We start from the raw sequence: 25,297 nt of genomic DNA, 5'->3' as shown, positions 1-25,297 counted from the left end.
GCAATGATCATGGACGTTGACGAAGCACGGAAAATCCACAGCTCTGCCGAGTTGAACGTGGGGGACGAGATCGAGGCCTGGCACAACGGCAAGCTCTTCCATCGGGGCCCGGTAACCCAGACCGTCACGGGGGTGGACCTGTTCTGGATCCTGGATGCCCGGACGGGAACCCGCCGCCTCATAGACGCCGAGGCGCTCGTGATCCTGCGGCCGGCCGGCCCCAGCCCGGCCGCAGGCAAGTCGCCCGCGGCGTCACGGCCGCCCGTCCACACAACCACTCACACCTCCAAGGACGCAGCTTCCCGGTCCGCCCACATGCCGCTGTTCCAGGCACCCAGCCTGGCGGGCTAGGGACTGGGCCGGCGGCCCGGATACGGGCCCCGGCCCTGCCGGATGGTAGGCTAGTGGAACTTGATGTGCAGTGATGCCCACTTTTGATTCGGTTGACCGGCCTCGGTCCGTCAACCGGGTCCCTGCCGGATTCCTTCGGGAATCCGCACGCAGGCAGTGGGATTTTTTCATGTGAGAGGCACATCCTGCGTCGATGAACGCGTTCCATTTGGTCCCGGCGGCCGCTTGCTGAAGTTTGGCAACAGCCCGGTTGATCACCTGACTTTTCTTCGGCGAACCCTTGAGCCAACCGGCATCGGGGGCCGATATCCGCACGGATACCGCCTGAAAGACCTTGAAACACATGACTACATTCGCTGCCCTCGGCACGCCCAAAGCACTTGCCGACACCCTGACCGCCCAGGGGATCGTGGAGCCCTTCCCGATCCAGGTCAAGACACTCCCTGACACCCTTTCCGGACGCGACGTCCTGGGCCGCGGCCGCACCGGCTCCGGCAAGACCATCGCATTCGCCATCCCGCTTGTGGCACGACTCGCCGAGCGGGAAGCCAAGCACTTCCGCAAGCCCGGCCGCCCGATGGGCCTGGTCCTGGCTCCGACCCGCGAGCTGGCAACACAGATCAACGCGACCATCGAGCCGATGGCCAAGGCCATGGGCCTGACCACCACGGTGATCTACGGCGGCATCTCCCAGGCCCGCCAGGAAAAGGCCCTGCGCGCCGGCGTCGACATTGTCATCGCCTGCCCGGGCCGCCTGGAGGACCTGATCCGTCAGCGCATCCTGACCCTCGAAGCAGTCGAGATCACCGTCCTGGACGAGGCCGACCACATGGCTGACCTTGGCTTCCTCCCGGTGGTTAAGAAGCTCATGGACATGACCCCCACCCAGGGCCAGCGCCTGCTCTTCTCCGCCACCCTGGACAACGGCGTGGACAAGATCGTCCAGCGCTACCTGTCCAACCCGCTGACCCACTCGGTGGATGACCCGCAGGCCGCGGTGACCACCATGGAACACCACGTGCTGGTGGTCAACGACCAGACCGTCAAGAAGCAGCTGATCGTCGAGCTCGCTTCCGGTGCCGGCCGCCGCGTGCTCTTCATGCGCACCAAGCACCACGCCCGCAAGCTGGCCAAGACCCTGACCGACGCCGGCATCCCCGCCGTCGATCTCCACGGCAACCTCTCGCAGAACGCCCGTGACCGCAACCTGGCCGAGTTCTCCTCCGGTGACGTCCGCGTCCTGGTGGCCACCGACGTCGCAGCCCGCGGCGTCCACGTCGACGACGTCGAACTGGTCATCCATGTGGATCCGCCCACAGAGCACAAGGCGTACCTGCACCGCTCAGGCCGCACGGCCCGCGCCGGCTCCGACGGCACCGTGGTCACGCTGACCCTGCCCGAGCAGCAGTCCGACGTCAAGAAGCTGATGAAGGCTGCCGGCGTCGAAGTCAACTTCGAGCGCGTCACCGCCAACTCCCCGCTGGTTGCAGAACTGGTCGGCGAAATGGCCGACAAGATCGATCCGCGCACCCGCGCCGCGCTGCTGGCCGCGAAGGCCGCACAGCACGGCGGCGGTAGCTCCACGGGTGCCAACGCCGAGCGCAAGCGCGCCCGCCGCACCACCCAGGCTGCACCCACCGCGGGTGGCCGTGGTGGCCGTGGCGGTCGCGGACGCGTCGGAGCCGAGGCTCCCCGCACCGATCTGCCGCGCGCCGAGCGCCGCGCTGTCGCCTATGAAGGCCAGGCTGCTGCCCGCAACGCTGCAGAGCGCGTCGCGGAGAAGAACGAGGATCGCGCCGAGGCCGAGCGCGCCGAGCGCCGGAATGCGCGCGGCCGTGGCCGCACCACCGCTTACGCGCACCACAACGATGTTCCGGCAGCCGGCGGCCGTGCCGCGGCCGGCCGCGGTTCGGACGGACGCGCCGCCGAGGGACGCAGCGACGCCCGGGGCGCTTCGGCCCCCCGCAGCGGAGCACCCCGCTCCGGTGGCGCTCCCCGCACCGGCGGCGCCCCCCGCGCCGGCGCTTCGACCGGCGGCCAGCGTAGCGGCCGCCCGGCAACCGGCCAGCGCGCAGCTGCCGGCGCCAAGTCCGGCGGAAGCAAAGCCGGAGGCAGCGCGGCTGTCTGGTCCTCCAACACTGGTGGCACTTCGGGCGGATCCTACGCAGGCGGCGGCAACGGCCGCTCCAGCGAAGGCCGTCCGGCCCGCAGCGGCGGCCCGCGCCGCGCGTCGGCTCCGGCCTCGAACGAACGCCGCAGCCGCTAAGGTTTCGCTTGCCGGCTACTCAAAGTAGCCGGTGACGCGCAAAATGCCGGTCGCTGCGGGAATTCCCTCTGCGACCGGCATTATGCGCGGCGCAATCTGCGAAGCGCAGCGCCAGTTACCAGCCTCGGACGCGCCACTCTTCCAGGTGCGGGCGCTCCGCACCAAGGGTGGTGGGCTTGCCGTGGCCCGGGTGCACCACGGTGTCATCCGGATACACGTCGAACAGCCGCTCGCTGACATCCGTGATCAGCTGGGCAAACCGCGCCGGATCCTTCTGCGTGTTGCCTACTCCTCCCGGGAACAGCGAATCGCCGGAAAAAATGTGTGCCGGCCCCGCGGGGTCCTGGTACACGAGGGCGATCGACCCCGGAGTGTGGCCGCGCAGATGCACTGCCGTCACGTCGAAGCCGTCGAAGTTGCCGACGTCCCCGTGATCCAGCAGTACATCCACCGGCACCGGAAGCTCCGGGGCATCCTCTGTCCCGGCCGCGGTTTTCACACCCGTGGCTTCCACCAGGCCCGGCAGCGCCCGGACGTGGTCCCAGTGCTGGTGGGTGGTGGCAATCAACGCCAGCTTTGGCGTCGCGGAAGTATCCGCAGCGGCGTCCGCTAGCAGCCCCTGGATGGCGGCCAGATCTTCGGCCGCATCGATCAGGAGCTGCGCGCCGGAGGCCTTGGCCGTGAGCAGGTACACATTGTTGTCCATCTCGCTGACCGAAATCCGGCGGATGGTGATGTCACGTAACGAGTGAATAAGCGAGTCCATGGGCTTCAGTCTACGGAGGCGCTATTCACGGCCCTGGGACACCCAGGTGGGGTCCGCCGAACGGGAGCCGACGACGGCGTCCGCTGCGGCGTCGAGCGTCTTCAGTTGCGCTGCGGTGAAGCCGAGCGCCAGGGCGCCCAGGTTTTCGTCGATCCGGGCCGCCTTGCGCGTGCCGGGGATGGGGACCACAGGCAGCCCCAGCTTCCGGCCCTGCGCGAGCAGCCAGGCCAGCGCCACCTGGGCGGGAGTTGCAGCCCGCCCGGCAACGCTCAGTTCCGCGGCGACCGCCCGCACGGCGGCCACCACGCCCTGGTTGGCGCCCGCAGCGTCCGGGGCGAAGCGCGGGATATTGCGGCGGAAGTCGTTGCTGCCCAGCGTCGAGGCGTCCACGGTGCCGGTGAGGAATCCCCGGCCCAGCGGCGAATAGGGCACAAAACCCACCCCGAGTTCGGCGGCGGCGGGAACAACGTTCCGTTCCACGTCGCGGCTCCAGATGGACCATTCGCTCTGGACCGCGGCGATCGGGTGGATGCTGCTGGCCTCGCGCAGCTCCTCGGCCGTCACCTCTGACAGGCCCAGGTGCCGCACCTTGCCGGCCTGCACCAGCCCCGCCATGGCCTCCACGGTTTCCACTATCGGAACGCGGAGGTCACGGCGGTGCACGTAGTACAGGTCGATCGAGTCGGTGCCCAGCCGTTGCAGGCTGCGGTCCACCGCCTGTTTCACGTAGGCGGCATCGCCGCGGATGTCCGTGTAGCCCGCTGCGGGATTGCCCACGAGGCCGAACTTGGTGGCCAGTTGGACTTCGCCGCGGCGTTCCTTGAGCAACCGGGCAATCAGCTCCTCGTTGCTGCCGCCGCCGTAGATGTCCGCCGTGTCGATGAAGCTGACACCGGCATCCACCGCGTGATGCAGGGTCCGCAGGGCCTCCGCCGGGTCCACCTCGCCGTACACAGGGGTCAGGGCCATGCCGCCGAACCCCAGCGGGCTGACCAACAGGCCGTCGCCAAGCTGGACTCCTGCTGCATTCACTGTTGCTGCATTCATGGGGATCTCCATTCGCGCACTGAGAAGTTCGGAGTAGTTCTGTCCCTGGCAAGAACCCCGGGGTGTGCGCGGCTATTCCGACGTTCCCGCCCGGTTGCCGCCCGCGGACGGGGGGTGGCCATGGCGTGCCGCCCGCAAGGACCCCCTTCCGGGGGGACTAACTGGGCGGGAGCGCCGGGGACGCCCCGGACTTCCCGGATTTCCCGGCCGGCAGGAGCTTCAGGCCCGCCGCGCAGCCGACGATCCCCGCGATGAAAAACAGTTTGAGCGGGCTGGCCGGTTCGACGCCGGTGGCCATCGCCCAGCCGACCGTCAGTGCGGCGCCGATCCCCACCCAGACGGCGTAGGCGGTGCCGAGCGGAATCCGTTTCACGGCCATGCCCAGCCCCACCATGCTGAGGGTGGCCGTCACGGCGAACACGAGGGTGGGCAACGGCTGGGTGAAGCCGTCGGAGAGGCCCAGGGCCGTGGCCCAGACCGCCTCCAGCACGGCGGAGGCGAGCAGGATGAGCCAGGCCAGCGTGGTGGCCGGCGCCTTGCTTGTCGTTTTCCGTATGCGGTTCGCGGCCATGGTTATGCCACCAGCTTCAGGCCGGCCACGCTCGCGGCAATCCCGCCGAGCAGCAGGATCCGCGCCGCCGTCGCGCGCTCAACTTTGGCGATCATCGCGTAGCCGGATGTCAGGACGACGCCGACCCCCACCCACACGGCGTAGGCCGTTCCGGTGGGGATGGACTGCATGGCGACGGCGAGGCCCCCGGTGCTGGCAAGGACCGAAACGAGGAAAACGAATGCCGGGACCAGCCGGCGGCGGCCAGTGGCCTGGGCGGTCCGGTGCAGGGCGGCGGCCCAGACGGCCTCCAGCGCCCCGGAAAGAATGAGTATGAACCACGACATGACAGCTCCTGTGGCCAGTCTTGTCGCGTGCCGGGTACTGAACCGTCGTCCGGAGGCCCGGAAGTGGGGGCCTTGGCCTCCAATTCTAGCAAAGCCGCGTCACAGCCGGCCTGACTCACAGTCCGGCTGCGTTGCTCCAGACCGTGAAGGTGCGCCCCACTGGGTAGTGCGCGCACGGCTGGTCCGGCGAGATCAGGTCTCCGGCGTCGATATCGGTCGCCGCCGACACCACTGCCCGGCCGTCGGCGTTGGCCAGGGTGGCCCGGTCGCCGATCCGCCGCAGGGCCGGCATGGCCCCGCGTTCCAGGCGCTGAACCGTGACGTCGATGCCCACGATTCCCGCCACCGGGGTGTCCGGACGGGTGAACACCGGGTGCGTGAAGGTCAGGACGTACTCGTCGGTGCAGAGGAAATCCACGTAGGGCCCGGTGACATGCGCCCGGCCTGTTTCCACGGGGGTCCGGAACCACTCGGCCTTGACGTAGCGGCTGATGGAGTTGGGACTGAAGTTGGCCAGCGCGTCGACGTGTTCCAGATCCGGGCCCTGCCACCAGGCGATATAGCTGCGCTCGGGCCCGAGCAGCCCCGCGTTGGCGATGAACCCAGCGCCGGCCGCGTAACCGCCGGGCAGTTGCACCAGTTCCTCGACCACGGGCCGGATGAGCTTGTCCACGGCCGTGCCCGTGACTTTCCCGGACATGGCGGCCAGGGCCGCACCGGCGGCGGCAGCCCAGTCCGCCAGTCGGTGCTCGATGCCCGCGATGGTGGCGTCGAGCTCGGCGGCGGCCCGTTCGGCAGAGCCGGGTCCGGCCGGTGCAGCAGAGGGGCCTCCCGGGGGACCAGCGGCCGGTGCCGCGGAGTCTGCGGAGGAGCCTACGGTGGACGTGGTTTCGGACATGGTTGCTGCCTTAGCTCGAAGCGGCGGGGACATTTGCGGTCAAGCTGGACGGTGAGGATTGGTCGGTCAAGATCGTGGCTAAAACGTGCGGATGCGGTCAATAGCGTTTGGCCTGCTCGGTCAGCAGCCAGTCGGTCGTGGCGGAGATCAAGTCCTTGACCCCGGTTTCGGCGGCCCTTGGATCGTGGGCCTCGATGGCGGCTGCCACGTCCTCGAGGATCACGGCGGTGCGCCCGCGGTACCCGGCATCGGCGCAGGGCAGCAGCGTGAGGGTGCCAAGATCGGCCTGTAACCGGATGAGCTCCCGGGCCAGCCGGGCGGAGCGGGCAATCGCCGCAACTTCCAGCAGGAACTCCGAGAGGGCCAGGCGCCAGCTGGCAGAGTCGTCGTTGGCTGAGGGGATGAACGAGCGCAGCGTGGCGATGTCGGCGGCGTCGGAGCGCCGGGCCGCCACCCCCGCGCAGGCCGCGGCGATCGCCTGGTAGTGCAGCGCGAGGTCCCTGATCTGCAGCCGGCTCAACTCCTGCAGCTGCGCCAGTGCCCGTTCCCGGGAGGGCAGCACGTTGTCGGCGATGAAGCTTCCGCCGCTGCGGCCGCGTGCGGTCCGGATGATTCCCGAGGCACGCAGCTGCGAAAGGGCCTCCCGTGCCGTTACCGCGGACACTCCGAGGGCCGCGGCCAGCTCCGTTTCGTTCGGCAGCCGCTGGCCGCTGGTCAGCAACCCGGTCTCCACCGCCTGCTCGATCCGGCCGCACACTTCATCCACGAGCCCGCGTGACTTGATCGGCGTGAACACCGCCGCCAGGCTCCGGGAGGCGCCATTCGGCGACAACACCATCCGGGCCTCCCTTCCCCTCCGGCGGTATCCGGCCGGTTCCGGTGTTACCGTCCGGCATCCATGCAGCGTCCGCAGGGGGCGCCGCCGTGCGTCGACCGGGCTGATGTCATCCTAATCCGGGCTTTGCCGGAGGGTCTATACATAAAACCTATGAAGTAATAGCATTTGGCCCAGCAGCCCTGTGTGGACTGGATCACATTCCTCTGCGTGGCTCTCTCGTGGACGATCCGGCAACGGAGTAAGGCGCACCCCATGACCGAAACACTGGCCGCCGGCACCTCGACCGGAACCGAGGAGATTCCGGCGATCCGCCTCCGTAAGCTCACCAAGGTCTTCGGGGATACCGTCGCGGTAGATGGCGTGGACCTGGACATCCGCCACGGGGAGTTCTTCTCCATGCTTGGCCCGTCCGGCTCCGGCAAGACCACGGTCCTGCGGTTGATCGCCGGCTTCGAGCTACCGACGTCCGGAAGCATCGAACTCGAGGGCAAGGACGTCACGGCGATGGCGCCCTTCCAGCGGGACGTCAACACCGTCTTTCAGGACTACGCCCTGTTCCCGCACATGTCCCTCGTGGACAACGTCGCCTACGGGCTCCGGGTGCGCGGAATGGCCGGAAAGCAGCGGCGCGAGCGGGCCAGGGAGGCCCTGGACCGCGTCCAGCTCGGGAAATTCCTCGGCCGCAAGCCCGCCCAGCTCTCCGGCGGCCAGCGGCAGCGGGTTGCCCTGGCCCGGGCGCTGGTGGTCGAGCCGAAGGTCCTCCTGCTGGATGAGCCGCTCGGTGCCCTGGACCTCAAGCTCCGGCAGCAGATGCAGGTGGAACTCAAGGAATTGCAGCGCTCGCTGGGCATCACCTTCATCTTCGTCACCCACGACCAGGAGGAGGCCCTGACCATGAGCGACAGGATCGGTGTCTTCAACAACGGCAGCATCGAACAGATCGGTACCGCTCACGAAATCTACGAGCGCCCCGGCGGCATCTTCGTGGCCAACTTCGTCGGCACCTCCAACATTTTCGACGCCGCCCAGGCGCAGGCGCTCTATGGCCGGCCGGGCCCCCTGTGCATCCGTCCCGAGCGGCTGCGCGTCGGCTGGACTGGGGAGCCGGAGAGCCGTTCCGGCACCACCTCCCGGCCCGGGACGGTGACGTCGTCCGTCTACGTCGGGCACGCCACCCAGGTGCGGGTGCAGCTCGACGGCGGGCCCGACGTCGTCGCGCTGGTTCCGGAAAAGCTGCCCGGCGGCGACGCGGAACTGGTGAACCAGCCAGTCACAGTCAGCTGGGACGACGACGCCGTCGTTTGGCTTCCGGGCCCCGTCACCTGACGTCGGGCGGGCGTCCCGCCCGTTCCGCAGCGTTCCCAGTCCAGAGATTCTCCACATCGAAAGGTAAGGATTATGGCACCAAGAACTAAGGCCTCCCTCGTTGTCGGGGCGGTTGCGGCGGCAGCCCTCGCGCTGTCAGCCTGTGGGACCAGCGGCGGATCGGGTTCTGCACCGTCGACCCAGCCGGTGAAGACCGAGATCGGTGCCGGCGAAGGCCAGATCTCCATCCTTGGCTGGCCGGGGTATGTCGAGGACGGCAGCAACGACCCGGCGGTCGACTGGGTGCATCCGTTCGAAAAGGAGACCGGGTGCAAGGTCAGCTTCAAACCGTTCGGCACCTCGGACGAGGCCGTGACCCTGATGCGCACCGGACAGTACGACGTCATCTCGGCATCCGGGGATGCTTCGCTGCGCCTGGTCGCCGGCCATGACGTCCAGCCGGTCAACATGAGCCTGCTGAAGAACTACCCGGACATCTATCCGTTCCTGAAGGACAAGGCCTGGAACACCGTCAACGGCGTCAACTACGGGATGCCCCACGGCTGGGGCGCCAACCTGCTGATGTACTCCACGGACAAAGTCACCCCGGCGCCCGCCTCCTGGAGCGCGGTGTTTGACGACGCCGCCAAGCACACCGGCAAGGTCACGGCCTACGATTCGCCCATCTACATAGCCGACGCCGCCGTCTACCTCATGGCCCATAAGCCGGACCTGGGCATCAAGAACCCTTATGCCCTCGACAAGGACCAGCTGGCCGCCGCCGTCGACCTGCTCAAGCAGCAGCGCACGCACATCGGCGAGTACTGGAGCGACGTCGTCAAGGAGGTCCAGGCCTTTACGTCCGGGAGCACCGTGGTTGGCACCACCTGGCAGGTGGGGGCCAACATCGCGACGGGCGAGGGCGCCAAGGTTGCAACCCTTCTCCCCGAAGAGGGTGCCACCGGCTGGTCGGACACCTGGATGATCGGATCCAAGACCAAGAACCCGAACTGCGCCTACAAGTGGCTCGACTACATCGCCAGCCCCAAGGCGAACGCCCAGGTGGCGGAGTACTTTGGCGAATCCCCGGCCAACGCCAAATCCTGCGAGCTGACCAAGGATCCCAAGCACTGCCAGACGTACCACTCCGGTGATACGGCCTACGCCGAAAAGATCTGGTACTGGACCACCCCGGTGGCCGAGTGCCTCGATGGCCGCACGGACGTCAAGTGCACCGACTATTCGGAATGGACCAAGGCCTGGACGGAAATCAAGGGCTGAGTCCGGCGTCTGCGCACCCAAACCGCAAGAACAAGCCGGCCGCGGCGGCCGGCAGAGACTAAGGCGAGATGGCACAACAGATACAACACCTGCCGCCCGGCCCACCCCGTGATGCCGGGGCTGTACCGAGGGCGAAAACCAACGCCTTCTCGGCGTTGCTTCACCGATCACCCCGGCTACGGCTTGCCGCGCTGCTCACGGCGCCGGCGGGCTGGCTGGTGCTTGTGTACATCGCCGCCCTGGCAGCACTGCTGATCACCGCGTTCTGGACCGTGGACACCTTTACGGGAGAGGTGTCCACGGTCTGGACCACGGAGAACATCGTCACGGTCCTGACCGATCCGGTGTATCAGCGGATCACCCTGCGGACATTGTGGATCGCGGTTGCGGTCACGGTGATCGACATGATTCTCGCCCTGCCCATCGCGTTCTTCATCGCGAAGGTGGCCAGCGCCCGCTGGGAGAAACTGCTGGTGGTGGCCGTGCTGATGCCGCTGTGGGCCAGCTACCTCGTCAAGGCCTACGCCTGGCGGAATGTCCTGGCCGAGGGCGGGCTGCTGGAGTGGCTGGGGGCTCCGGTCGGCCTCTCGTCCCCAGGCTATGGCGAGACCGCCGTCATCCTGACGCTGTCCTACATCTGGCTGCCGTACATGATTCTGCCCATTTACGCGGGCTTTGACCGGGTGCCCGACTCCCTGCTGGAAGCCTCCGGGGACCTCGGCGCGAAACCGCTGACCACCATGCGCCTGGTCATGCTTCCGCTGCTGGTCCCTTCCATCATTGCGGGCACAATTTTTACGTTCTCCCTGTCCCTGGGTGACTACATCACCGCGCAGATCGTCGGCGGGACCACCCAGATGCTGGGCACCGTGGTCTACGCAAACGTCGGAGCCGCGAACAACCTGCCCTTTGCCGCCGCTGTGTCGCTGGTTCCTATCGCCATCATCATGTTCTACCTCTTCATCGTCCGCCGTACCGGCGCCCTGAATAACCTGTAGCGAAAGGCGCATCATGAGGCTTTCCCGTAGCGCCAAAGTGGTCCTGGGCGTCGTTACCGCGCTGGTGCTGTTGTTCATCTACACCCCGCTCATGCTCGTGGTGGTGAATTCGTTCAACGCGGACCGGACGTTCGGCTGGCCGCCCAAGGGCTTCACCTTGGAATGGTGGGGCAAGGCTTTTGACTCGCCGGGAGTCCGGGAGGCTGTCCTGTCCTCGCTGTGGGTGGCGGTGGTCGCGACCGTCATTTCGCTGCTGCTGGGGACGCTGCTGGCACTGTCATTGCAGCGGTATGAGTTTTTCGGCCGCGACGTCATCAACCTGCTGGTGATCCTGCCGATCGCGCTGCCCGGTGTTGTCACAGGCATTGCCCTGAACAACATGTTCACCACCATCATGGGCGTTTCGCTGAGCCTGTGGACGGTGGTGATCGCCCACGCGACGTTCTGCATGGTGACCGTTTTCAACAACGTCATAGCGCGGCTCCGCCGAATGAGCCCCGGCCTGGAGGAAGCCTCTTCCGATCTCGGCGCGGGTGTCTTCACCACCTTCGGCCTGGTGACGTTCCCTCAACTGCGCTCGGCCCTGCTGGCGGGCGGGCTGCTGGCCTTCGCGCTCAGCTTCGACGAGATCATCGTCACCACGTTCACGATCGGTGCCGGTGAGACCACGCTGCCGATCTGGATCCTGCAGAACCTCTTCCGTCCGAACCAGGCGCCCGTGGTCAACGTCGTGGCCGTCGTGTTGATCGTGGTCTCGATCGTTCCGATCTGGCTGGCGCAGAAGCTGTCCGGGGACTCCGTGCGTGTCAGCGGCGCCCGCCTGAAGGCGGACGAACGCTAAACCGTACCGGGCCGCGCAGGATCGATGGAGACGACCGCCAGGAATCCGCGGCCCACGATTTCCGGCGTGGCGGTGTCAGCGCCGACGACGGCGTCATAACGGTTCAGCTCGACGCGCTCCGGCTCCGGCTCCGGCTCCGAGGTGACTGTGGGCGTGCCGACGGCACTGCCGGCGCCGGGCGCGGGGTCGCCCGCAGTGCCGGGGCTGACGGTCCCCTGGCCCTGCAGGAGGATGCCGAACTGTCCCTCGAACACTGGATGCGCGCGCTTCTTGGACAGCTCGATGATGGACGTGTAGCCCTTGAAGGCGCCGTTGCGGGTGATGACGTTCAGGTCCCGGATGTCGCCGGTGGGCAGTGCCCCCGCGGCGGCGGCGTCGCCGGAGAACCGGAACGGCCGGTACTTCTCAAGCGGGTGCTCGGCGCCGTCCACGCTCAGGAGCAACAACTCCCCGTCAATCACAGTCAGCACACGGTCCATCCCCGCGAACGCAGAGAAGGGGCCGGCCTTGGATACCTCGGCAATGCTGACGCGCCAGTCCCATGAGTTGTCCTGCGCTGTTTTTTGCAGGGCGGGTTGCAGGGCGGTTTGCACGGACGGCGTCCGGGGATGGCGGGCCACCTCGCGGGTCACCCCGCCGCCGTTGCGCCAAGGGTGGGCTTTGAGCTCGGCATAGCGGATGATCTCCATGGCACCAGCCTATCGGCCGGTCAAGGGGCGCCTGGAGCCAGCCCGGCTGCGATGCCGGCGCCACTGCCGGTGCCGGCGCTTCTGCCGATACCGACGCAAAGTCGGCGGCGGCGGTCCTGTCTTGCTAACGTCAGAGGCAGGAAGCGTGCAAAAGGAGCCAGAATGTTTGTCAAGGTGTGCGGCCTCAGCACCCCGGACACGGTCCGCGCCGCGGCCGGTGCCGGCGCGGACGCGGTCGGCTTTGTCCTGACCCGCAGCGCCAGGGAGGTTACCCCGGAACAGGTCAGGAACCTCCTCGCCCACGTCCCGGACGGGTTGCCGGCCGTGGGGGTGTTCCGGCACGAACCGGCCGCCGACGCCGTCGACGTCGCCCGTGAGGCGGGCCTGGTCTGGGTCCAGCTCCACGGGGACCGCTCACCGGCGGACGTCCGGACGGTGCATGACGCCGGGATGAAGCTGATCCGGGCCGTCACCATGGCCGCCGCTGCAGACGCCTTCGACAACTGGGGTGAAGAGCTGCTCCTGATCGACGCCGCTGTCCCCGGCTCCGGCGAAGCCTGGGACTACGGCTCCGTCCGGGCCAAGGCCCTGGCTGGACGCAAGTGGTTGCTCGCCGGCGGCCTGGATCCCGCCAACGTGGCCCGGGCGGCGGCGGAAGCCGGGGCGTGGGGCGTCGATGTGTCTTCCGGGGTCGAGTCCTCGCGAGGCATCAAGGACCTTGCCAAGATTGGGGACTTCGTGAGGGCGGCCAAGGAGCCGGAATGAGGCCGGCCCGCTTGCGGGCTATCGGAGGGAGCTAGGAGCGTTTGATGATGACATCATCGATGTATTCGTCGCCCTTTTGCCGGTTGTGCTCGGCCCCGAGCTGAACTTTGCTGAGGCTGCTCCCCAGCATGCTGACGCTCGTGCTGCTGTATCGCTGCACGCCGTCGAACCACACCTGGATTGTTGACGCGCTGCCATTGGCGGTCACCCGCATGCTGACGTGGTGCCAGGCGCTCAGGGAGATGCTCCCTGAGATCAGTTTCGTGTAGACAAAGGTGCCGCTTGGTGAGGTGACCCGGAGCCACAGCTGCCCGTTGCTGTTGTAGCGGTAGATGTCCGCGACGCGGGTGGAACCGGAGAAGAAGCGGAAGTACGGTACGTCATTGCCGGAAACGCCGGCCACGGTGATATTGAACCAGCCGTCTGCGTACGAGGTCTTGGTCCCCGAGGCGAACGCCGGGGCGGAAAGGTTTGCGAGCGAACCGGAATCCGTGGTCACGTGCAGCTTGGCTGAATGCGTCCCGGTCTTGGCCCGCGAAGTGGACATTGTTGCCGTCCCGGTGCCCGACACTTGGGGGATGAGGCCGCAAAAGCTGCCCGATTCAAAACTCGTGGCCAGCACGACGGACCCAGAAAAGGAGTTCGTGGGTGCGGGGCTGCACGTTGCGGCCGTAGCCACCTGGGCGGAACCGAAGACAAGGGAACCGGCTACGAGTAATCCGAGCGTCCCAACCATGCTGAGTGTTCTAAGTGTTCTCATTGCAGATACTTTCCGTGATTGGTTGGACTTGATGATGTGCGCTTGTGCCGCGCCGGGCGGGCGGCTTCTGTCATGCAAGCTGCGCCAAGTGCACCAACTGCGCCACCGCTGCGACGCCGACTATGGCCAGAAGGGCTGCCGTGGTGATCAATACAGGGCGCGGCAGTGCCTTGTCCGGATGCAACACGCGGAGGACATCGCAGCTCACGAGTGCTGTCACCGTGGCCAGTCCTGTCAGGAAGATGATCATTTCGCACGCACCAGGGCCCGCTGTGGCCTCTTGAGCTCAAGGCCAAGGAAGGCGAGGGTCATGATCGACAGGACGCATACGCCCGCCGGCGGTGACCAAAGCCGTGCATAGATCATCGCCGTCGCCACGAGGGTGGACATCGTGAGGCTAAAGGCAATTGCGATGGCGATGAAGAGGGGGAGCGCGCCAGCGGTCGTGGCCGAGCGCGTGGGACCGAAGTGGAGGAGCAGCACCAGCGCTGTTCCAGGTCCGGCCAGCATCAGCAGGCCGATCACCGCCAGGCGCAGGCCTTCGGGCCCGACAAACGAGAGCGGTATGGCGGCCAGGGCGACGGCTGCCGTCGCATAGCTCACGTAGCTGCGTTCAGTTGCCATTGGTAACTCCTTCGATGTGAAAAATCACGCCGCCCGCGTTTTCATAGACCTTCGTCCAGCCTGGACTGGTGGCGCATGTGGCGGTAAAACGTTGAAGGTCGCCGGTGGGAGTCGAACCGCGGAGTTCGGCCGCCTCCCGCTGGCTTTCGGTAACGATGAGGTACGCGCCCGCTTTGTGGGCGATCTGGTTGGCCGCGTCACAGCTAAGCGGAGCGGCGTTGGGAATCGGCTCGGCAGCAACGAGCGCCCGGTAGTCGTAGTCCGCGTAGTGCTGGTATCTCCACGGGGTGTTGCGAACTGCCTCAATGAGGACGGCGCCGGTGGGCGCAGTCGCATAGAGCCGGTTCACTAAGGCGATTTCGTCGTCGTTGAAGCTCTCCATGCCGTCGTTTCCGTAGCGGGAAACCACCGTTGCCGTGGCCAGTACCGCGCCCATGAGCAGCAGCGCGAGGGCTCGGCGCAGGCTCAGCCCGGCATTGCTCTCTGACATCAGCGGCAGCACCGCCAGGCACACGGCAAACGGAAGGCTAAAGAGATACAGGCGCAGGAGCAGTTCGCCGCCATATGGCTGGAGCGGAATCAGGACCAGCGGCGCAAGCGCCGCGGCCCCGGCCGCCAACCACGGTGCCTTCCGCCGATAGCCAACGATGGCGCCGGCAACGGCGAGAATCCAGACCAGCGCGACCTCGGCGATGCGCGTGTAGACCACCAACACGTGGGCATCGCTGCCTGAGACCCGGGTGCTCAGCGCGCCGAGGCTGTTTGCGCCAATGTCACCGAAAGAGCCGAGCAGCTGGCCAAAGTGCCCCGACAAGAAGGCTGAAGCCGCAAAGATCAGCCAGCCGACCGGCAGGACCACGGCCAGGACGGGGAGGAAGCGCAGCCGGAGATGGCCGGTCAGCAGCAGCGCGGCCAGGATGGGGATCGCGGCGAAGGGGCTGAGCTGATGGGAAGCGGTCATGGCGAGAAGGAACAGCCCGCAGACCACCACGAGCACCGCCGTGTCCGCCCGGAGTGGCTCAATGGCGCCATATCCGGGCGCTGAGCTGTCAAGCTTGTTGACGCTGCGGGCAAGCCACCGGGAGAACCCGTTGCGCTCCGTGGACCAGGCCCAGCCGGCAAAGACGCTGAGCAGGCAGGCAACCAGGGTGAGCAGGAGGACGAAGGAATGCGCCTGCGGCGAGAGATAGTCCTGTCCAATCCAGCTGGCCACGTAGAAGATCCAGACAGCAGCCCACGCCTGGCGCGGATTTGCCGTCAGCCGCCGTGCCAGGGCCAGCAGCGGCGCGAGCAAGAGGAAGTTGATCCCCACCGGCGCCCAGGTTGCGATGCCGAATAGGTCCTTGGCGCCTGTCGCCCCCGAGAGCATTCCCAGCATGCTGAAGAATCCGGGCCAGTCGAAGTACGCGTCCAGGGTCGGATCGAGTTGGCCCGATTGGCTCATGGTGTCGGCAATGCCCAGATGGCGGAAGCTGGCCTCGAGCCGAGGCAGGCCATGGATGATGGGGTCAGCTCCAGCGAGGACAACCACTGTCACCAGAAGCTGCCAGGTCAGCAGGGGAGGGACCAGGCGGCGGAGGCTCAACGAGGCGACAAATCCGGTCAGGCTGAGCCCGAGCGCTACGAAGTAAGCGGGCGGGAGGACGCCAATAAGTCCGGCGCCGCCGATCCGAAGGGGATCGACCTGGGTCATACTCCAGACGCCGAGGACGAGGGCGACCGCGGCTGTGGCGGCCAAGGCGCCGACGTGCCACGACGGCGTCAGTCCCAGGTTGCGGCGGGTGGGCGGTTTGGCGCCGCCGACGTGCGCATGCGCCTCATGCCGGTGGGCGGTGTTCACGGGGCTTGTTGCCGTTTCGTGTGTCATCATTTCCTCGATTCAACTCGGCTGGTGGCGCGCTGAAGGAATCCCGCCTGCGGCTGGGGCGGGGTTCACTCGGGTCAGTGTGATCAGACGCCAAGCAGCAATCAGCGAAGCCGTCGCCTGGGCAACGGCCCAGAGTACGGATACGCCGGTCAGGCCATATTGCTGGGCCACAGCCGCGGCGGGGGCCACGATCAGGATGGCGGTCAAGGTGGCGACTACCGTTGATTCGAAAAGCCGCCCGTGGGCCCGGCACAGCCCGTAGTAGACCTGGGTCACACAACTCAGGAGGAGTGCCGGAACGAGTACAGGAAGAAGAACCCACGCGGCCGCGTACTGCGATCCGAGGAAGCCCAAAAGCAGTGGCCCGGCCAACATCAATATCAACCCGGCCGCGAGAGTCAACAGGAAGCTGGCCCGCAGGGCGGAGCCGAGGAGTCCCGGCCGCGCCCGCGTTCCCGCGAGGGCCGTTTGCAGCGTAAACCCGGCGGACTGCGGCACGAAGAACACCGCCGATGCCATCATCCACACCACGAACCAGGCGGCAGTCGGGGCGGGCCCCAGAGTTGCTGCAACGATGAGCGGAAGCAGGTAGCCGGGAGCGCGGTCGGCGAGCATGAGGGCGTGGTTGGGAAGCCCGGGCTTCAGGAGTTTTAGGGCCGGACGCGGCCGGAGGCCATGCTTCCAGTCGGGGGAGACCTGGGCCCGGGCAAGCTGGCGCAGTCCCACGAGGACGCTGGCCAGCGCGCCGGCGGCAACTGCGGACACAATCACCGCCAAGTCACGGAGTCCGACGGCGAACGCGGCGGCCAGGAAGGCGAGCTGCACGAGGCTCTGCACGAGGCTTCTGACCAGCGTTCGGTCGGCCCGCTCCTGGGCCACGCCCACGTAGTCAAGCTGGTAGGCGCTGGCGGCGAGGAGCGACGTGGCCAGGAAAAGGACCGTGACCAGCGGGATCCAGGCCTCGCCCACACCTGTGCCGAGCCAACTTGTGACGACAACCAGCAGGCCCGCGCCCAGCAGGGCGAAGGTCGCGACGGCAAGAAGGCTAGCGGCGATGAGCCGCCGCCCGCCGTCACTTTCCGCCGGTAGGAGCGTCAGGGTGGCGGGCCCGACACCGAGCATCCCCAGCTGCACGGTCAGGAGGGCGGCCGACACCACCGCGGAGCCGAGACCCAATTGCTCCGGCGGGAGCACGAGGGCCGCGAGCGCCCAGAACAGGAAGCCCGTCACCATGGGGGCGATCCTCGCGGCGGCCAGCCAGGCCGCGTTCCCTCCGACCGAGATGGGCTTGTGGGCCGGCCGCAGGAGTTCGCCGGCCATGGCGCGGTAGTTGTAGAGCAGGAAACCCATCCAATACGGCAGGAAGCGGGGCGCACGGACCAGCGACAGGCCCACGCCCCGCACGGTGGCCAGCAGGGGCAGCATCACCAGCCAGCCGGCCCTGCCCGTGTGCTTGCGGACGGTGCGGGCCATTCCGGCCCCATCCTGGAGCCACTGGTCGCGGGCGTAATCGAAGGTGTCGTCGAACCTGTGCCTGACCACTACGGAGTCGGAGACGCCGAGCCGGTACCCTGCCTGCTCCAGCCTGATCCTGAGCTCCACATCTTCCCCGGAGCGGAAGTCGTCGTCGAACCCGACGTCGAGCAGCACGTCGCGGCGCATCAGCGTGGCGCTGACGCCGAACCACTTGCGCACCCGGCTGTGGTTGTGGTGCCACGCCAGCGCAGCCCCCCAGTACCCGGGTCCGTCGGCTTCGCTGGCCAGCCCGAATTGCAGGCCGTCGTAACCCCCGGATTCGAATTCGGTCAGCAGCCGGGGCAGGCTCGTCGACGGAAGGACGACGTCGGCGTCGATCAGGGCGACTACCTCCCCGGTGGCTGTCCGGGCGCCGAGCATTCGTGCGGCCGGCAGGCCGCGCCCCTCATCGGAGATGACGGTTGCCCCGCAGTCGCGGGCTATTGCTGCAGTGTCATCCGTGGAGCAGCCATCGACCACTATCATTTCGTGCGGGTGTTGACTGCGGATCGACTCCAGGCACTCGCCCAGCCAGGCTGCGGCATTGCGCGCTGGAACGACAACCGACACCCTCAGATCGCTCACGTGGCCTCGCCTCACTCATCCAGTTTTGAAGGAACCAGATTCGCGATGAAGTCAGAGGCCTGGTCCGCTGACCAGGCGGCCGGCAGCCGGAGCAGCCAGCAGGGAACGTCTTCCAGGGCCCGGCGCACCACGGCCGCCTTCTGGCCGAAATGCTCCTCCAAGGGGACGAGGCTGGTGGCGCCGAGGGCCTCGACGAGCCGCCGCGACACCATGGGCAGTTCCGAATGGAAGTTGCCGACGATCCGCGACGTCATCCACTCCGCGCTTCGTGACTCCAGCCGTGCGTCCGCGCCGTCGAAGCGCTCTAGGAAGATGGCCAGCTGTGCCGGAGCCGCGGACGAGATCCGCTGCGCGCCGAAGACATGCTCCGGCTGGACCATGCGGTGCTCGGGGGACCAGCGCCGGGTGAAGGCCGCTGTTTTCGGATACCGGACAATAACCGGATGGACTGCCGTGGCCAGATGGGCGACGGGCGTCGTCAGCCATCCGGGGGCCAGAGGCTTGCGCGTACCCCGGAACATGTCCGGGTAGATGGCGCGGTGGTGGGGCTTGATAAACATCGGCTTGGCATAGCCCATGAGCATTCCGCCGGCGCCCATGAAGGCCCAGTCGTCCGCCATGAAACGCACGTCCGGCATGGCCACCAGCTTCGCCACCGTGCTGGTCTTTCCGACTCCGCCCCAGGCTGGCAGGAGCACCCCGGAGCCCCGGAAGTCCACCACCGCGGCATGGATCATTGCCGCATCCTCCTTGACGCACAACCGGTCCAGCAACGGAATCACGGAAGTCAGGAGCTCGCCGGCGCCTTCGATCCGGTACCCGTCCTTCGTCTCGATAATCTGGACGCGGTCTGCCGGAATATAGAGGGATTCGCCGGTGAACCGGTAGGCATCCTCCGCATGCGACTGGTTGGAAATCGGCGTAATTTTGGCGCCGATGGTGATCCGCCGTGGCGCGCCGGATTCCCCAAGGAACGGAGCGAGCATGTCCCTTAGCTGCGGTTCCCCTGGCGTCCCGGCCTCGACATCGATGCCCACGATCCCGTGGACATCGAAGGAGGCTCCGGCAGAGGCGCCGATCGGCTGTTTCACGTCGCGTTCAGGTTGGCTCATGATCCAGACTTTCTCGGGTCGGGTTCCTGCGGTCAGGCGGTTCCGTACGCAGGGGCTGCACTTGAAGTTTCACAGGGCGGTGTACAGAGACGGGCACCCAAGCTGCGCGATTCACTGGACTTCCCTCCAAGGCTCTTCCGCCGACCCCGCGGCCGCTTTCAGCGGCGATGCCGCGATAGGCAGGCGGCGGCCGCGTACATAGCCGGTCGCGGTGGCCGCGAGCACGGCCACGATGGTTGCGGCCCGGCCGAGCCCGGCGCGGTCCCCGCCGCCGAGCCAGCCGCGGATTCCGGCAAACACTGCACGTGGGAGGACCCGCCGGACATAGCGCCGTTCGGGACCCAGTGCCCGTTTGTGGCCGACCACCCTGCTGACCTGCGCCTTGGAGAGCCCTTCGCCCCAGGAACGTGCAAGCATGTAGCGCAGGGTGCCGCGCTCGACCGGAACGTGGTGGTGCACCAGGGCAGCGGGTTCATAGACCACCCGGGATCCGGGCGCTCCCAGCACTGCACGGATGCACAGTTCGGTCTCTTCGCATCCCAGCGGGACGGTGCCCTGGCGTCCCAAAGCTGTGTTGAAGCCGCCCACCCGGTCCAGGACATCGGCGCGGAAGGACATGTTCGCGCCAATGACATTGCGGACTTCGGCGGCGACCTTGGGCATTCCCCGGTACGTGCAGCCGACAATCCAGTCGAGCTCATTGGCGAAGTGGCCCGGCCGGCCGGCCTCCCAGAGCGGCTCCACCCGGCCGCCCACAGCCAGAACGTCGGGATCGTCGTACAGGGCCGCGAGGTGCTCGAGCCAATCCGGCTCGGCTTCGGCATCGTCATCGAGGTAGGCCACGATCTCCGCCTTGGCGATGCCCGAACCGGTGTTGCGGGCGCCGGAGAGGCCCTTGGGTCCGGTGTTCTCGACAATTACGGCGTCCGGGACGGTGAAGATGAGGCGCTTGTACAAGTCGACGTTGTAGTCGACGACGACGATCGTCTGCTTGGGCGGGACGGTCTGGGTGCGGACCGAGTCCAGGGCGCCCATCAGCCTGTCCCACCGGTCCTCCGAGTAGGAGCAAATGACCACGGATACTTCCGGAATGCTGGGGTCCTCGGACATCCTATTCGCCTGCCCGTCCGCCCAGAACGCTGCTGGGATCGGTGGGAACGTGGGGAAACACCACGCTGGGGTACTTGTACTTGACTCGGCGCAGGGCCTCGGGACGGGCGCCGGCTGTCGGAGCCTCCCAGCTCACGCGCTCGCGGGCAAGGGTGCGCAGGACCCGCCAGCCGTCCCGGAACGTGTGCAGGTTCGACTGGCCCGAAATCCGGGACAGTTCATGGCTGGGAACCTCGGCAATGCGGAGGCCGGCCCGTGAGGCCCGCACAATCAGTTCAGTTTCGATCTCGAATCCGTCGGACTCCAACTCCAGAATGTCAACGCATTCGCGGCGCAGGGCGATGTAGCCGTAGCAAAGATCCGAGTAGTCACTGTGGAGGACGGCGTTGGCGAGCCAGGTGAGCAGCCTGTTACCCCCGCTGCGCAGCAAGGTGAGATCGTCCGAGCCACCGCCCGTCACATAGCGGGAACCTTTGACGAAGTCGTACTCATGCTGGAGCGGAGTCACCAGCCAGCCGATCTCCTGGGGGTCCATGCTGCCGTCGCCGTCCAGCATGACGATGATGTCCCCGGAGGCCGCGGCAAATCCGGCCCGCACGGCGTTCCCCTTGCCGGGGCGGGGTTCAGCCACCACCACGACGTCCAGGCGCAAGGCCCGGGCCACTTCAACTGTGCCGTCCAGGGAACGGCCATCAACAATTACCACCTCATCCACATAGGAGGGCATACGCCGCAGCACCCACGGCAGGTTCATTGCCTCGTTCAAGGTGGGGATCACCACACTGACGGAGGGATTTGCCGGCGGGGGCGTCGTTTGGGGGCGCACGTTTGGCTTGAGATTCGGGATGGACACTGGCCTCACCACTCAATAACGTTTCTGCTCGTCTTAACTGCAGCGCTTTCCGGCTCCTCAGCCGGAAAATAGACCCAAGCTGACGCTGCGGTTGTCGACAACTTATTGATGTACCCCAGGGTTAAAGTTTGGTCATGTCACCTTGCATTAACCTTGGATTAAGTTGAAGAGTCAAGTTAAAATCGAGGGAGACTGTTGATGCCGGCTGGCCTCCATGCGACACTGGCCGGATGCGGACACGCGTTGTACGGGGGCGCGTGCCGGCAGGCCGCCGGCGTCCCCCCATCTTCCGTTTTATGGCGGCTACCGCCATGGCCCTGGGCCCGGTCCTGGCCCTGGCGGCATGCAGCGGGGACGGCGCTCCCGGGAGCGAGCGGCCACTCGTCACGTCCTCTTCGGCGTCGCCGGCCGGACCGTCAGGCGCACCGAGCACTGGCACTACGGACACCGGCTCCACGTCGGGAACGCCGTCGGGAGCTCCCGAAGGCGGTGCCGCGACTGGGCCCGCCGTGGCATCGTTGAATCCGAGCGCTCCCCAATCCGTACCCGCCCCCGCCCCGTCTCCCGTCCGGACCACGGATGTGACAATGACCGGTGACCTGCCCGGCTGGAAGCAGGTCTTTGTCGAGGACTTCTCCGGCGGCGGCGTCCCGCTGGGCCGCTTCCCGGGCCCGCTCTATAGCGCGCGGTGGAGCGCCGGCTACAAGGACGGGACCCCGGACACGGCCGGGCAACGCAGCGGCGGCAAGTCCGGCTACTACCCGTCCAGGGTGCTCAGTGTCCGCAACGGTTCGCTGGACTGGTACCTGCACTCGGAGAACGGGATCTCGATGGGGGCGGCGCCGACGCCCAGGATCCCCAACGCCAGCTCCAACCCACCGCGCGCCAACAGTCTCCTCCGCGGCCGGTACTCCGTCCGCTACCGGGCTGACTCGCTGCCCGGATTCAAGACGGCCTGGCTACTGTGGCCGGACAGCGGCGTCTGGCCCCGGGATGGCGAGGTGGACTTCCCCGAAGGGGACCTGGCCAGCATCATTTACGGCGCCGTCCACTTTGACCGGAACGGTGCCGATGCCTGGGAGAAATTCGATTCCGACCAGTACGTGACCTCGTGGCATGTGGCCACGATGGAATGGAGCCCCGGACGGGTCGAGTTCTTTCTCGACGGGCGGTCCCTGGGCGTGAGCACCAAGGCGCCGACGACGCCCATGCACCTGATCCTGCAGACGGAGTCCTGCCTCACCGGTTGCCCGGCCCCGGCGACCCAGGGCCACGTCTCGCTCGACTGGATCAGCATCTGGGTGCCGGCCTGAGGCTTCAGGACGCCCGCGACGGATTCCGCGGTCGACTGACGGCGTCCGAATACTAGCGGTCGATCACTTGCGCTTGAGCGTGAAGGAATCCGAGAAGGTGTAGCCGTCGGCGGGAACGAATCTGGCGGCAAGTTCATCCGCCGTGGCCGTGACGTCCAGGGTCCCAAAGGCCGGTTCCTGGTTCTTTCCGGAAGTGCTGGCGAAATAACCTATTTCCGGGTCATCGGATCTCACGTTGTAGAGTCCCACGCCGCCAACGCCGACCGTGGCGAACACGGTCCCCGATCCCTGGGCCATGGCGCCGTCGGTATCGCCCAGACAGCCGGAGGTGAAGCTGGCGGGAACGAGTTCCGCGCAGCTGCCGCCCGTGGCCAGCTGATGCGTCCGCTGATAGACGTGGTCGTGGCCGGACAGCACCAGGTCCACCTCCTTTTCGATCAGCATGTTCGTGAAATCCTGCCCCGCCTGACAGTCATAGTTGCCCACGCTCAGGCACGGGGCGTGCATCCCCACCACCGTCCAAGGGATGTTCTGCGATTTGGCTTCGTCGATGGCGTTCGCGGTCCAGCGCCAGCGCTCGCTGCCCCTTGAGTAGTCCAGGGGCTCCCCGCCCCGGAAGTCGATGCCGGGGGAGACCAGGATGAAGCGGACAACGGGATTCTGCTCGGGGACGTCGACCCGCCACTGGATGCCGTACTGGCCTTGGAGCCCGGGCAGCCTGTTGGGCAGGCACCGGACATATTTCTCGATGTCGCCGTCATGGCCGTCGCTCTCGTGGTTGCCGGTCACGAGCTGGTAGGGGAAGGCCTCGCCGAGGCGGGCTGTGACCATATCGCAGAACTGCTGTTCGAGTCCTGCCTTGTAGGCGAAGTCGCCGAGGGCAAGGTTCAGTTCGGGATTAAGGGCGGCAACGACGTCGAGCACCTTTTCGGCGCCAGAGCCGATGCCGATGTCGCCCTGCGCGGTGAAGTGCACGGACTCGCCGGCCGGGGGCGCGGCGGAGGACGGCGGGGCGGACGACGGCGGTGCCGAGGACGGCGGGGCGGACGACGGTCGGGCGGAGGAGGGGGTGCCCGGGATCGGGGCGGGTTCCGGCGGGCCGGGCAGGCAGGCTGACAGCAATATCCCAAGGCCCACCGAGAAAGCACCGATGCCCGCCTTGCCACGTTTCCCCAGGGACCCGGCCACGATTCCTCACATCACTTGGTTGATCAGAACTGTGCGAATAGTTCTGCGAAATTCGGTGAATGCCCGGCATTTATAGGCCAGAGTAACCCGGCCGCCGAACGATGGCCAGAGAACACTTCGGGCCCGGATCGCGGCATCCGCCGTCGGAAATCCTGAAGTCCATGCCAGCGTGCCCGCCTCACTGCTCCCCGTCAAGGACCGGCCGGACCTAGCCCGGGACGGGCTTCCTCGTTAGCATGCAGAGTGGGGAACACACCCCGATCACCCCCGGCGGAACAGGTCCGCCATCGCTCGAAGGAGACCGTTGTGACTCTGCCCGAAGGTTTGACCCCCGGCGTGTGGACGCTGGACATGTCCCACAGCGAAATCGGCTTCAGCGTCCGTCATGCGGGCATCAGCAAGGTCCGTGGCCGGTTCAACGAGGCCTCCGCCGAGGCCCGGGTGCGCGAGTCGCTGGCGGACGCCAGCCTGCATGCCACGGTCAAGACCGCCAGTTTCGATTCGGGGGACGCCAATCGTGACGGCCACGTCCGCGGCCCCGACTTCTTCGATGTCGAGACGTACCCCGAGATGACGTTTCGGGCCACCGGGATCCGCGGTGACGGAGAGGACTACGTGCTGACCGGCGAGCTCACCATCCGCGGCGTCACCAAGCCCGTGGATCTCGAAGTCGAGTACACCGGTGTGGCGGTGGACCCCTTCGGCGCCACCCGGGCCGGATTCAGTGCTGAGGCGGACATCAGCCGGAAGGAATTCGGCCTGACCTGGAATGCCGCCCTCGAAGCCGGCGGGCTGCTGGTCAGCGACAAGGTCAAGATCAACGTTGAGGCCGCCATGGTCAAACAGGCCGACACCTAAACGCCGAAGACGCGGGGCCCGCACTTGAAGCGTTTACCGGCACCCAGAAGCCGGTTGCCCTGAGCCGGAGAGGGCCGGGGCACGAAAGTCAGGGATTTTCCGGGTGAACCACTCATCCGAATGTCACTCCTACGGGCGAGAATGAATCCATGAAGACACTCCTGAACCTCATCTGGCTGCTCTTTGGCGGACTGTGGCTGGCCATTGGATATTTCCTGGCCGGCGTCGTCTGCTGCCTGCTGGTCATCACCATTCCGTGGGGGCTGGCCTCGTTCCGCATCGCGTCCTATGCACTGTGGCCGTTCGGCCGCATGGTGGTGGACAAGCCCGGCGGAACCAGCATCTTTGCCCTGCTCGGAAACGTGATCTGGCTGCTTGTGGCAGGGATCTGGATCGCGATCGGGCACGTCGTCACGGCCTTCGCCATGGCCATCACGATTGTCGGCATCCCGCTGGCGATCGCCAACCTCAAGCTCATCCCCGTCTCGCTGATGCCGCTCGGCAAGCAGATCGTTCCGAGCAATTCGCGCTATGTGACCGCGTACAGCCCCAGCCGGCGCTAGGGCTGCA

26 protein-coding genes and 1 riboswitch are annotated in these 25,297 nt (G+C 66.9%); of the genes, 10 read left to right on the top strand and 16 right to left on the bottom strand.

The genetic code is table 11. The features are described from left to right. Positions 1-9: 9 nt before the first annotated feature. Positions 10-351, top strand: coding sequence for a hypothetical protein (locus AC1DEM_RS16775; RefSeq protein ID WP_476885436.1), 342 nt, complete (start codon positions 10-12; stop codon positions 349-351). A 343-nt stretch (positions 352-694) separates the two neighbouring features. Then, entirely contained in the window at positions 695-2,617 is a 1,923-nt protein-coding gene (locus AC1DEM_RS16770; protein ID WP_476885435.1) for a DEAD/DEAH box helicase, read from the top strand. A gap of 115 nt (positions 2,618-2,732) precedes the next feature. Here AC1DEM_RS16770 and AC1DEM_RS16765 read toward each other — a convergent pair whose 3' ends face one another. The 6 genes from AC1DEM_RS16765 to AC1DEM_RS16740 all read right to left on the bottom strand — a co-directional run bounded on the left by AC1DEM_RS16765 (position 2,733) and on the right by AC1DEM_RS16740 (position 7,063). Next, positions 2,733-3,383: an MBL fold metallo-hydrolase gene (locus AC1DEM_RS16765; RefSeq protein WP_476885434.1), complete on the bottom strand. Its 651-nt coding sequence runs from the start codon at positions 3,381-3,383 to the stop codon at positions 2,733-2,735. A gap of 21 nt (positions 3,384-3,404) precedes the next feature. Then, a complete protein-coding gene (locus AC1DEM_RS16760; protein WP_476885433.1) occupies positions 3,405-4,430 on the bottom strand; it encodes an aldo/keto reductase in 1,026 nt (341 codons plus the stop codon). Between the two features lie 157 nt (positions 4,431-4,587). Beyond that, positions 4,588-5,001: a DMT family transporter gene (locus AC1DEM_RS16755; RefSeq protein WP_476885432.1), complete on the bottom strand. Its 414-nt coding sequence runs from the start codon at positions 4,999-5,001 to the stop codon at positions 4,588-4,590. A gap of 2 nt (positions 5,002-5,003) precedes the next feature. Further along, positions 5,004-5,327, bottom strand: a complete 324-nt coding sequence (locus tag AC1DEM_RS16750; RefSeq protein ID WP_476885431.1) for a DMT family transporter — start codon at positions 5,325-5,327, stop codon at positions 5,004-5,006. Between the two features lie 9 nt (positions 5,328-5,336). Then, a riboswitch (guanidine-III (ykkC-III) riboswitch) is annotated at positions 5,337-5,404 on the bottom strand. A 38-nt stretch (positions 5,405-5,442) separates the two neighbouring features. Beyond that, the gene (locus AC1DEM_RS16745; RefSeq protein WP_476885430.1) at positions 5,443-6,225 is read right to left on the bottom strand and encodes a cache domain-containing protein; all 783 of its coding nucleotides are present in this window, start codon (positions 6,223-6,225) and stop codon (positions 5,443-5,445) included. A 97-nt stretch (positions 6,226-6,322) separates the two neighbouring features. Then, the gene (locus AC1DEM_RS16740; protein ID WP_476885429.1) at positions 6,323-7,063 is read right to left on the bottom strand and encodes a FadR/GntR family transcriptional regulator; all 741 of its coding nucleotides are present in this window, start codon (positions 7,061-7,063) and stop codon (positions 6,323-6,325) included. A 252-nt stretch (positions 7,064-7,315) separates the two neighbouring features. On the opposite strand from AC1DEM_RS16740, the gene AC1DEM_RS16735 reads away from it, so the two are divergent. The 4 genes from AC1DEM_RS16735 (at position 7,316) to AC1DEM_RS16720 (ending at position 11,488) form a co-directional block, all read left to right on the top strand. Further along, positions 7,316-8,389 carry an ABC transporter ATP-binding protein gene (locus AC1DEM_RS16735; RefSeq protein ID WP_476885428.1) on the top strand — a complete coding sequence of 358 codons (1,074 nt, stop codon included), beginning with the start codon at positions 7,316-7,318 and terminating at the stop codon, positions 8,387-8,389. Positions 8,390-8,461: 72 nt separating this feature from the next. Beyond that, positions 8,462-9,649, top strand: a complete 1,188-nt coding sequence (locus tag AC1DEM_RS16730) for an ABC transporter substrate-binding protein (protein ID WP_476885427.1) — start codon at positions 8,462-8,464, stop codon at positions 9,647-9,649. Positions 9,650-9,717: 68 nt separating this feature from the next. Continuing rightward, on the top strand, positions 9,718-10,647 hold the full coding sequence (locus tag AC1DEM_RS16725) for an ABC transporter permease (protein ID WP_476885426.1): 930 nt from the start codon (positions 9,718-9,720) through the stop codon (positions 10,645-10,647). A 13-nt stretch (positions 10,648-10,660) separates the two neighbouring features. After that, positions 10,661-11,488, top strand: coding sequence for an ABC transporter permease (locus AC1DEM_RS16720; protein ID WP_476885425.1), 828 nt, complete (start codon positions 10,661-10,663; stop codon positions 11,486-11,488). On the opposite strand, the gene AC1DEM_RS16715 is transcribed toward AC1DEM_RS16720, so the two are convergent. Beyond that, the gene (locus tag AC1DEM_RS16715) at positions 11,485-12,177 is read right to left on the bottom strand and encodes a HutD/Ves family protein (RefSeq protein WP_476885424.1); all 693 of its coding nucleotides are present in this window, start codon (positions 12,175-12,177) and stop codon (positions 11,485-11,487) included. The two genes, AC1DEM_RS16720 and AC1DEM_RS16715, sit on opposite strands and share 4 nt — an antisense overlap. A gap of 162 nt (positions 12,178-12,339) precedes the next feature. On the opposite strand from AC1DEM_RS16715, the gene AC1DEM_RS16710 reads away from it, so the two are divergent. Continuing rightward, on the top strand, positions 12,340-12,942 hold the full coding sequence (locus AC1DEM_RS16710; RefSeq protein WP_476885423.1) for a phosphoribosylanthranilate isomerase: 603 nt from the start codon (positions 12,340-12,342) through the stop codon (positions 12,940-12,942). A 31-nt stretch (positions 12,943-12,973) separates the two neighbouring features. Here AC1DEM_RS16710 and AC1DEM_RS16705 read toward each other — a convergent pair whose 3' ends face one another. The 8 genes from AC1DEM_RS16705 to AC1DEM_RS16670 form a co-directional block, all read right to left on the bottom strand. After that, on the bottom strand, positions 12,974-13,489 hold the full coding sequence (locus AC1DEM_RS16705; RefSeq protein WP_476885422.1) for a hypothetical protein: 516 nt from the start codon (positions 13,487-13,489) through the stop codon (positions 12,974-12,976). A 283-nt stretch (positions 13,490-13,772) separates the two neighbouring features. Further along, positions 13,773-13,952, bottom strand: coding sequence for a hypothetical protein (locus tag AC1DEM_RS16700; RefSeq protein WP_476885421.1), 180 nt, complete (start codon positions 13,950-13,952; stop codon positions 13,773-13,775). Further along, on the bottom strand, positions 13,949-14,326 hold the full coding sequence (locus tag AC1DEM_RS16695; protein ID WP_476885420.1) for a hypothetical protein: 378 nt from the start codon (positions 14,324-14,326) through the stop codon (positions 13,949-13,951). The genes AC1DEM_RS16700 and AC1DEM_RS16695 overlap by 4 nt, the downstream gene beginning before the upstream one ends. Further along, on the bottom strand, positions 14,316-16,196 hold the full coding sequence (locus AC1DEM_RS16690; RefSeq protein WP_476885419.1) for a hypothetical protein: 1,881 nt from the start codon (positions 16,194-16,196) through the stop codon (positions 14,316-14,318). The genes AC1DEM_RS16695 and AC1DEM_RS16690 overlap by 11 nt, the downstream gene beginning before the upstream one ends. A gap of 9 nt (positions 16,197-16,205) precedes the next feature. Next, entirely contained in the window at positions 16,206-18,293 is a 2,088-nt protein-coding gene (locus AC1DEM_RS16685; RefSeq protein WP_476885418.1) for a glycosyltransferase, read from the bottom strand. Between the two features lie 11 nt (positions 18,294-18,304). After that, positions 18,305-19,405 carry a hypothetical protein gene (locus AC1DEM_RS16680; protein WP_476885417.1) on the bottom strand — a complete coding sequence of 367 codons (1,101 nt, stop codon included), beginning with the start codon at positions 19,403-19,405 and terminating at the stop codon, positions 18,305-18,307. Positions 19,406-19,516: 111 nt separating this feature from the next. Then, positions 19,517-20,515: a glycosyltransferase family 2 protein gene (locus AC1DEM_RS16675; RefSeq protein WP_476885416.1), complete on the bottom strand. Its 999-nt coding sequence runs from the start codon at positions 20,513-20,515 to the stop codon at positions 19,517-19,519. Between the two features lies 1 nt (position 20,516). After that, positions 20,517-21,368 carry a glycosyltransferase family 2 protein gene (locus AC1DEM_RS16670; RefSeq protein WP_476885415.1) on the bottom strand — a complete coding sequence of 284 codons (852 nt, stop codon included), beginning with the start codon at positions 21,366-21,368 and terminating at the stop codon, positions 20,517-20,519. A 587-nt stretch (positions 21,369-21,955) separates the two neighbouring features. Between AC1DEM_RS16670 and AC1DEM_RS16665 the strand changes: the two genes are divergently transcribed. Then, a complete protein-coding gene (locus tag AC1DEM_RS16665) occupies positions 21,956-22,681 on the top strand; it encodes a glycoside hydrolase family 16 protein (protein WP_476885414.1) in 726 nt (241 codons plus the stop codon). 63 nt (positions 22,682-22,744) lie between these two features. On the opposite strand, the gene AC1DEM_RS16660 is transcribed toward AC1DEM_RS16665, so the two are convergent. Beyond that, positions 22,745-23,869 carry a metallophosphoesterase gene (locus AC1DEM_RS16660; protein ID WP_476885413.1) on the bottom strand — a complete coding sequence of 375 codons (1,125 nt, stop codon included), beginning with the start codon at positions 23,867-23,869 and terminating at the stop codon, positions 22,745-22,747. Positions 23,870-24,175: 306 nt separating this feature from the next. Here AC1DEM_RS16660 and AC1DEM_RS16655 point away from each other — a divergent pair, with 306 nt between their 5' ends. Both AC1DEM_RS16655 and AC1DEM_RS16650 read left to right on the top strand, forming a co-directional pair. Further along, a complete protein-coding gene (locus tag AC1DEM_RS16655) occupies positions 24,176-24,727 on the top strand; it encodes a YceI family protein (RefSeq protein WP_476885412.1) in 552 nt (183 codons plus the stop codon). A gap of 149 nt (positions 24,728-24,876) precedes the next feature. Further along, positions 24,877-25,290: a YccF domain-containing protein gene (locus AC1DEM_RS16650; protein ID WP_476885411.1), complete on the top strand. Its 414-nt coding sequence runs from the start codon at positions 24,877-24,879 to the stop codon at positions 25,288-25,290. Positions 25,291-25,297 lie beyond the last annotated feature (7 nt).

The sequence above is a fragment of the Arthrobacter sp. 05T420 genome (genome assembly GCF_056396305.1).
This window is presented reverse-complemented; position numbering and strand designations above follow the sequence as displayed.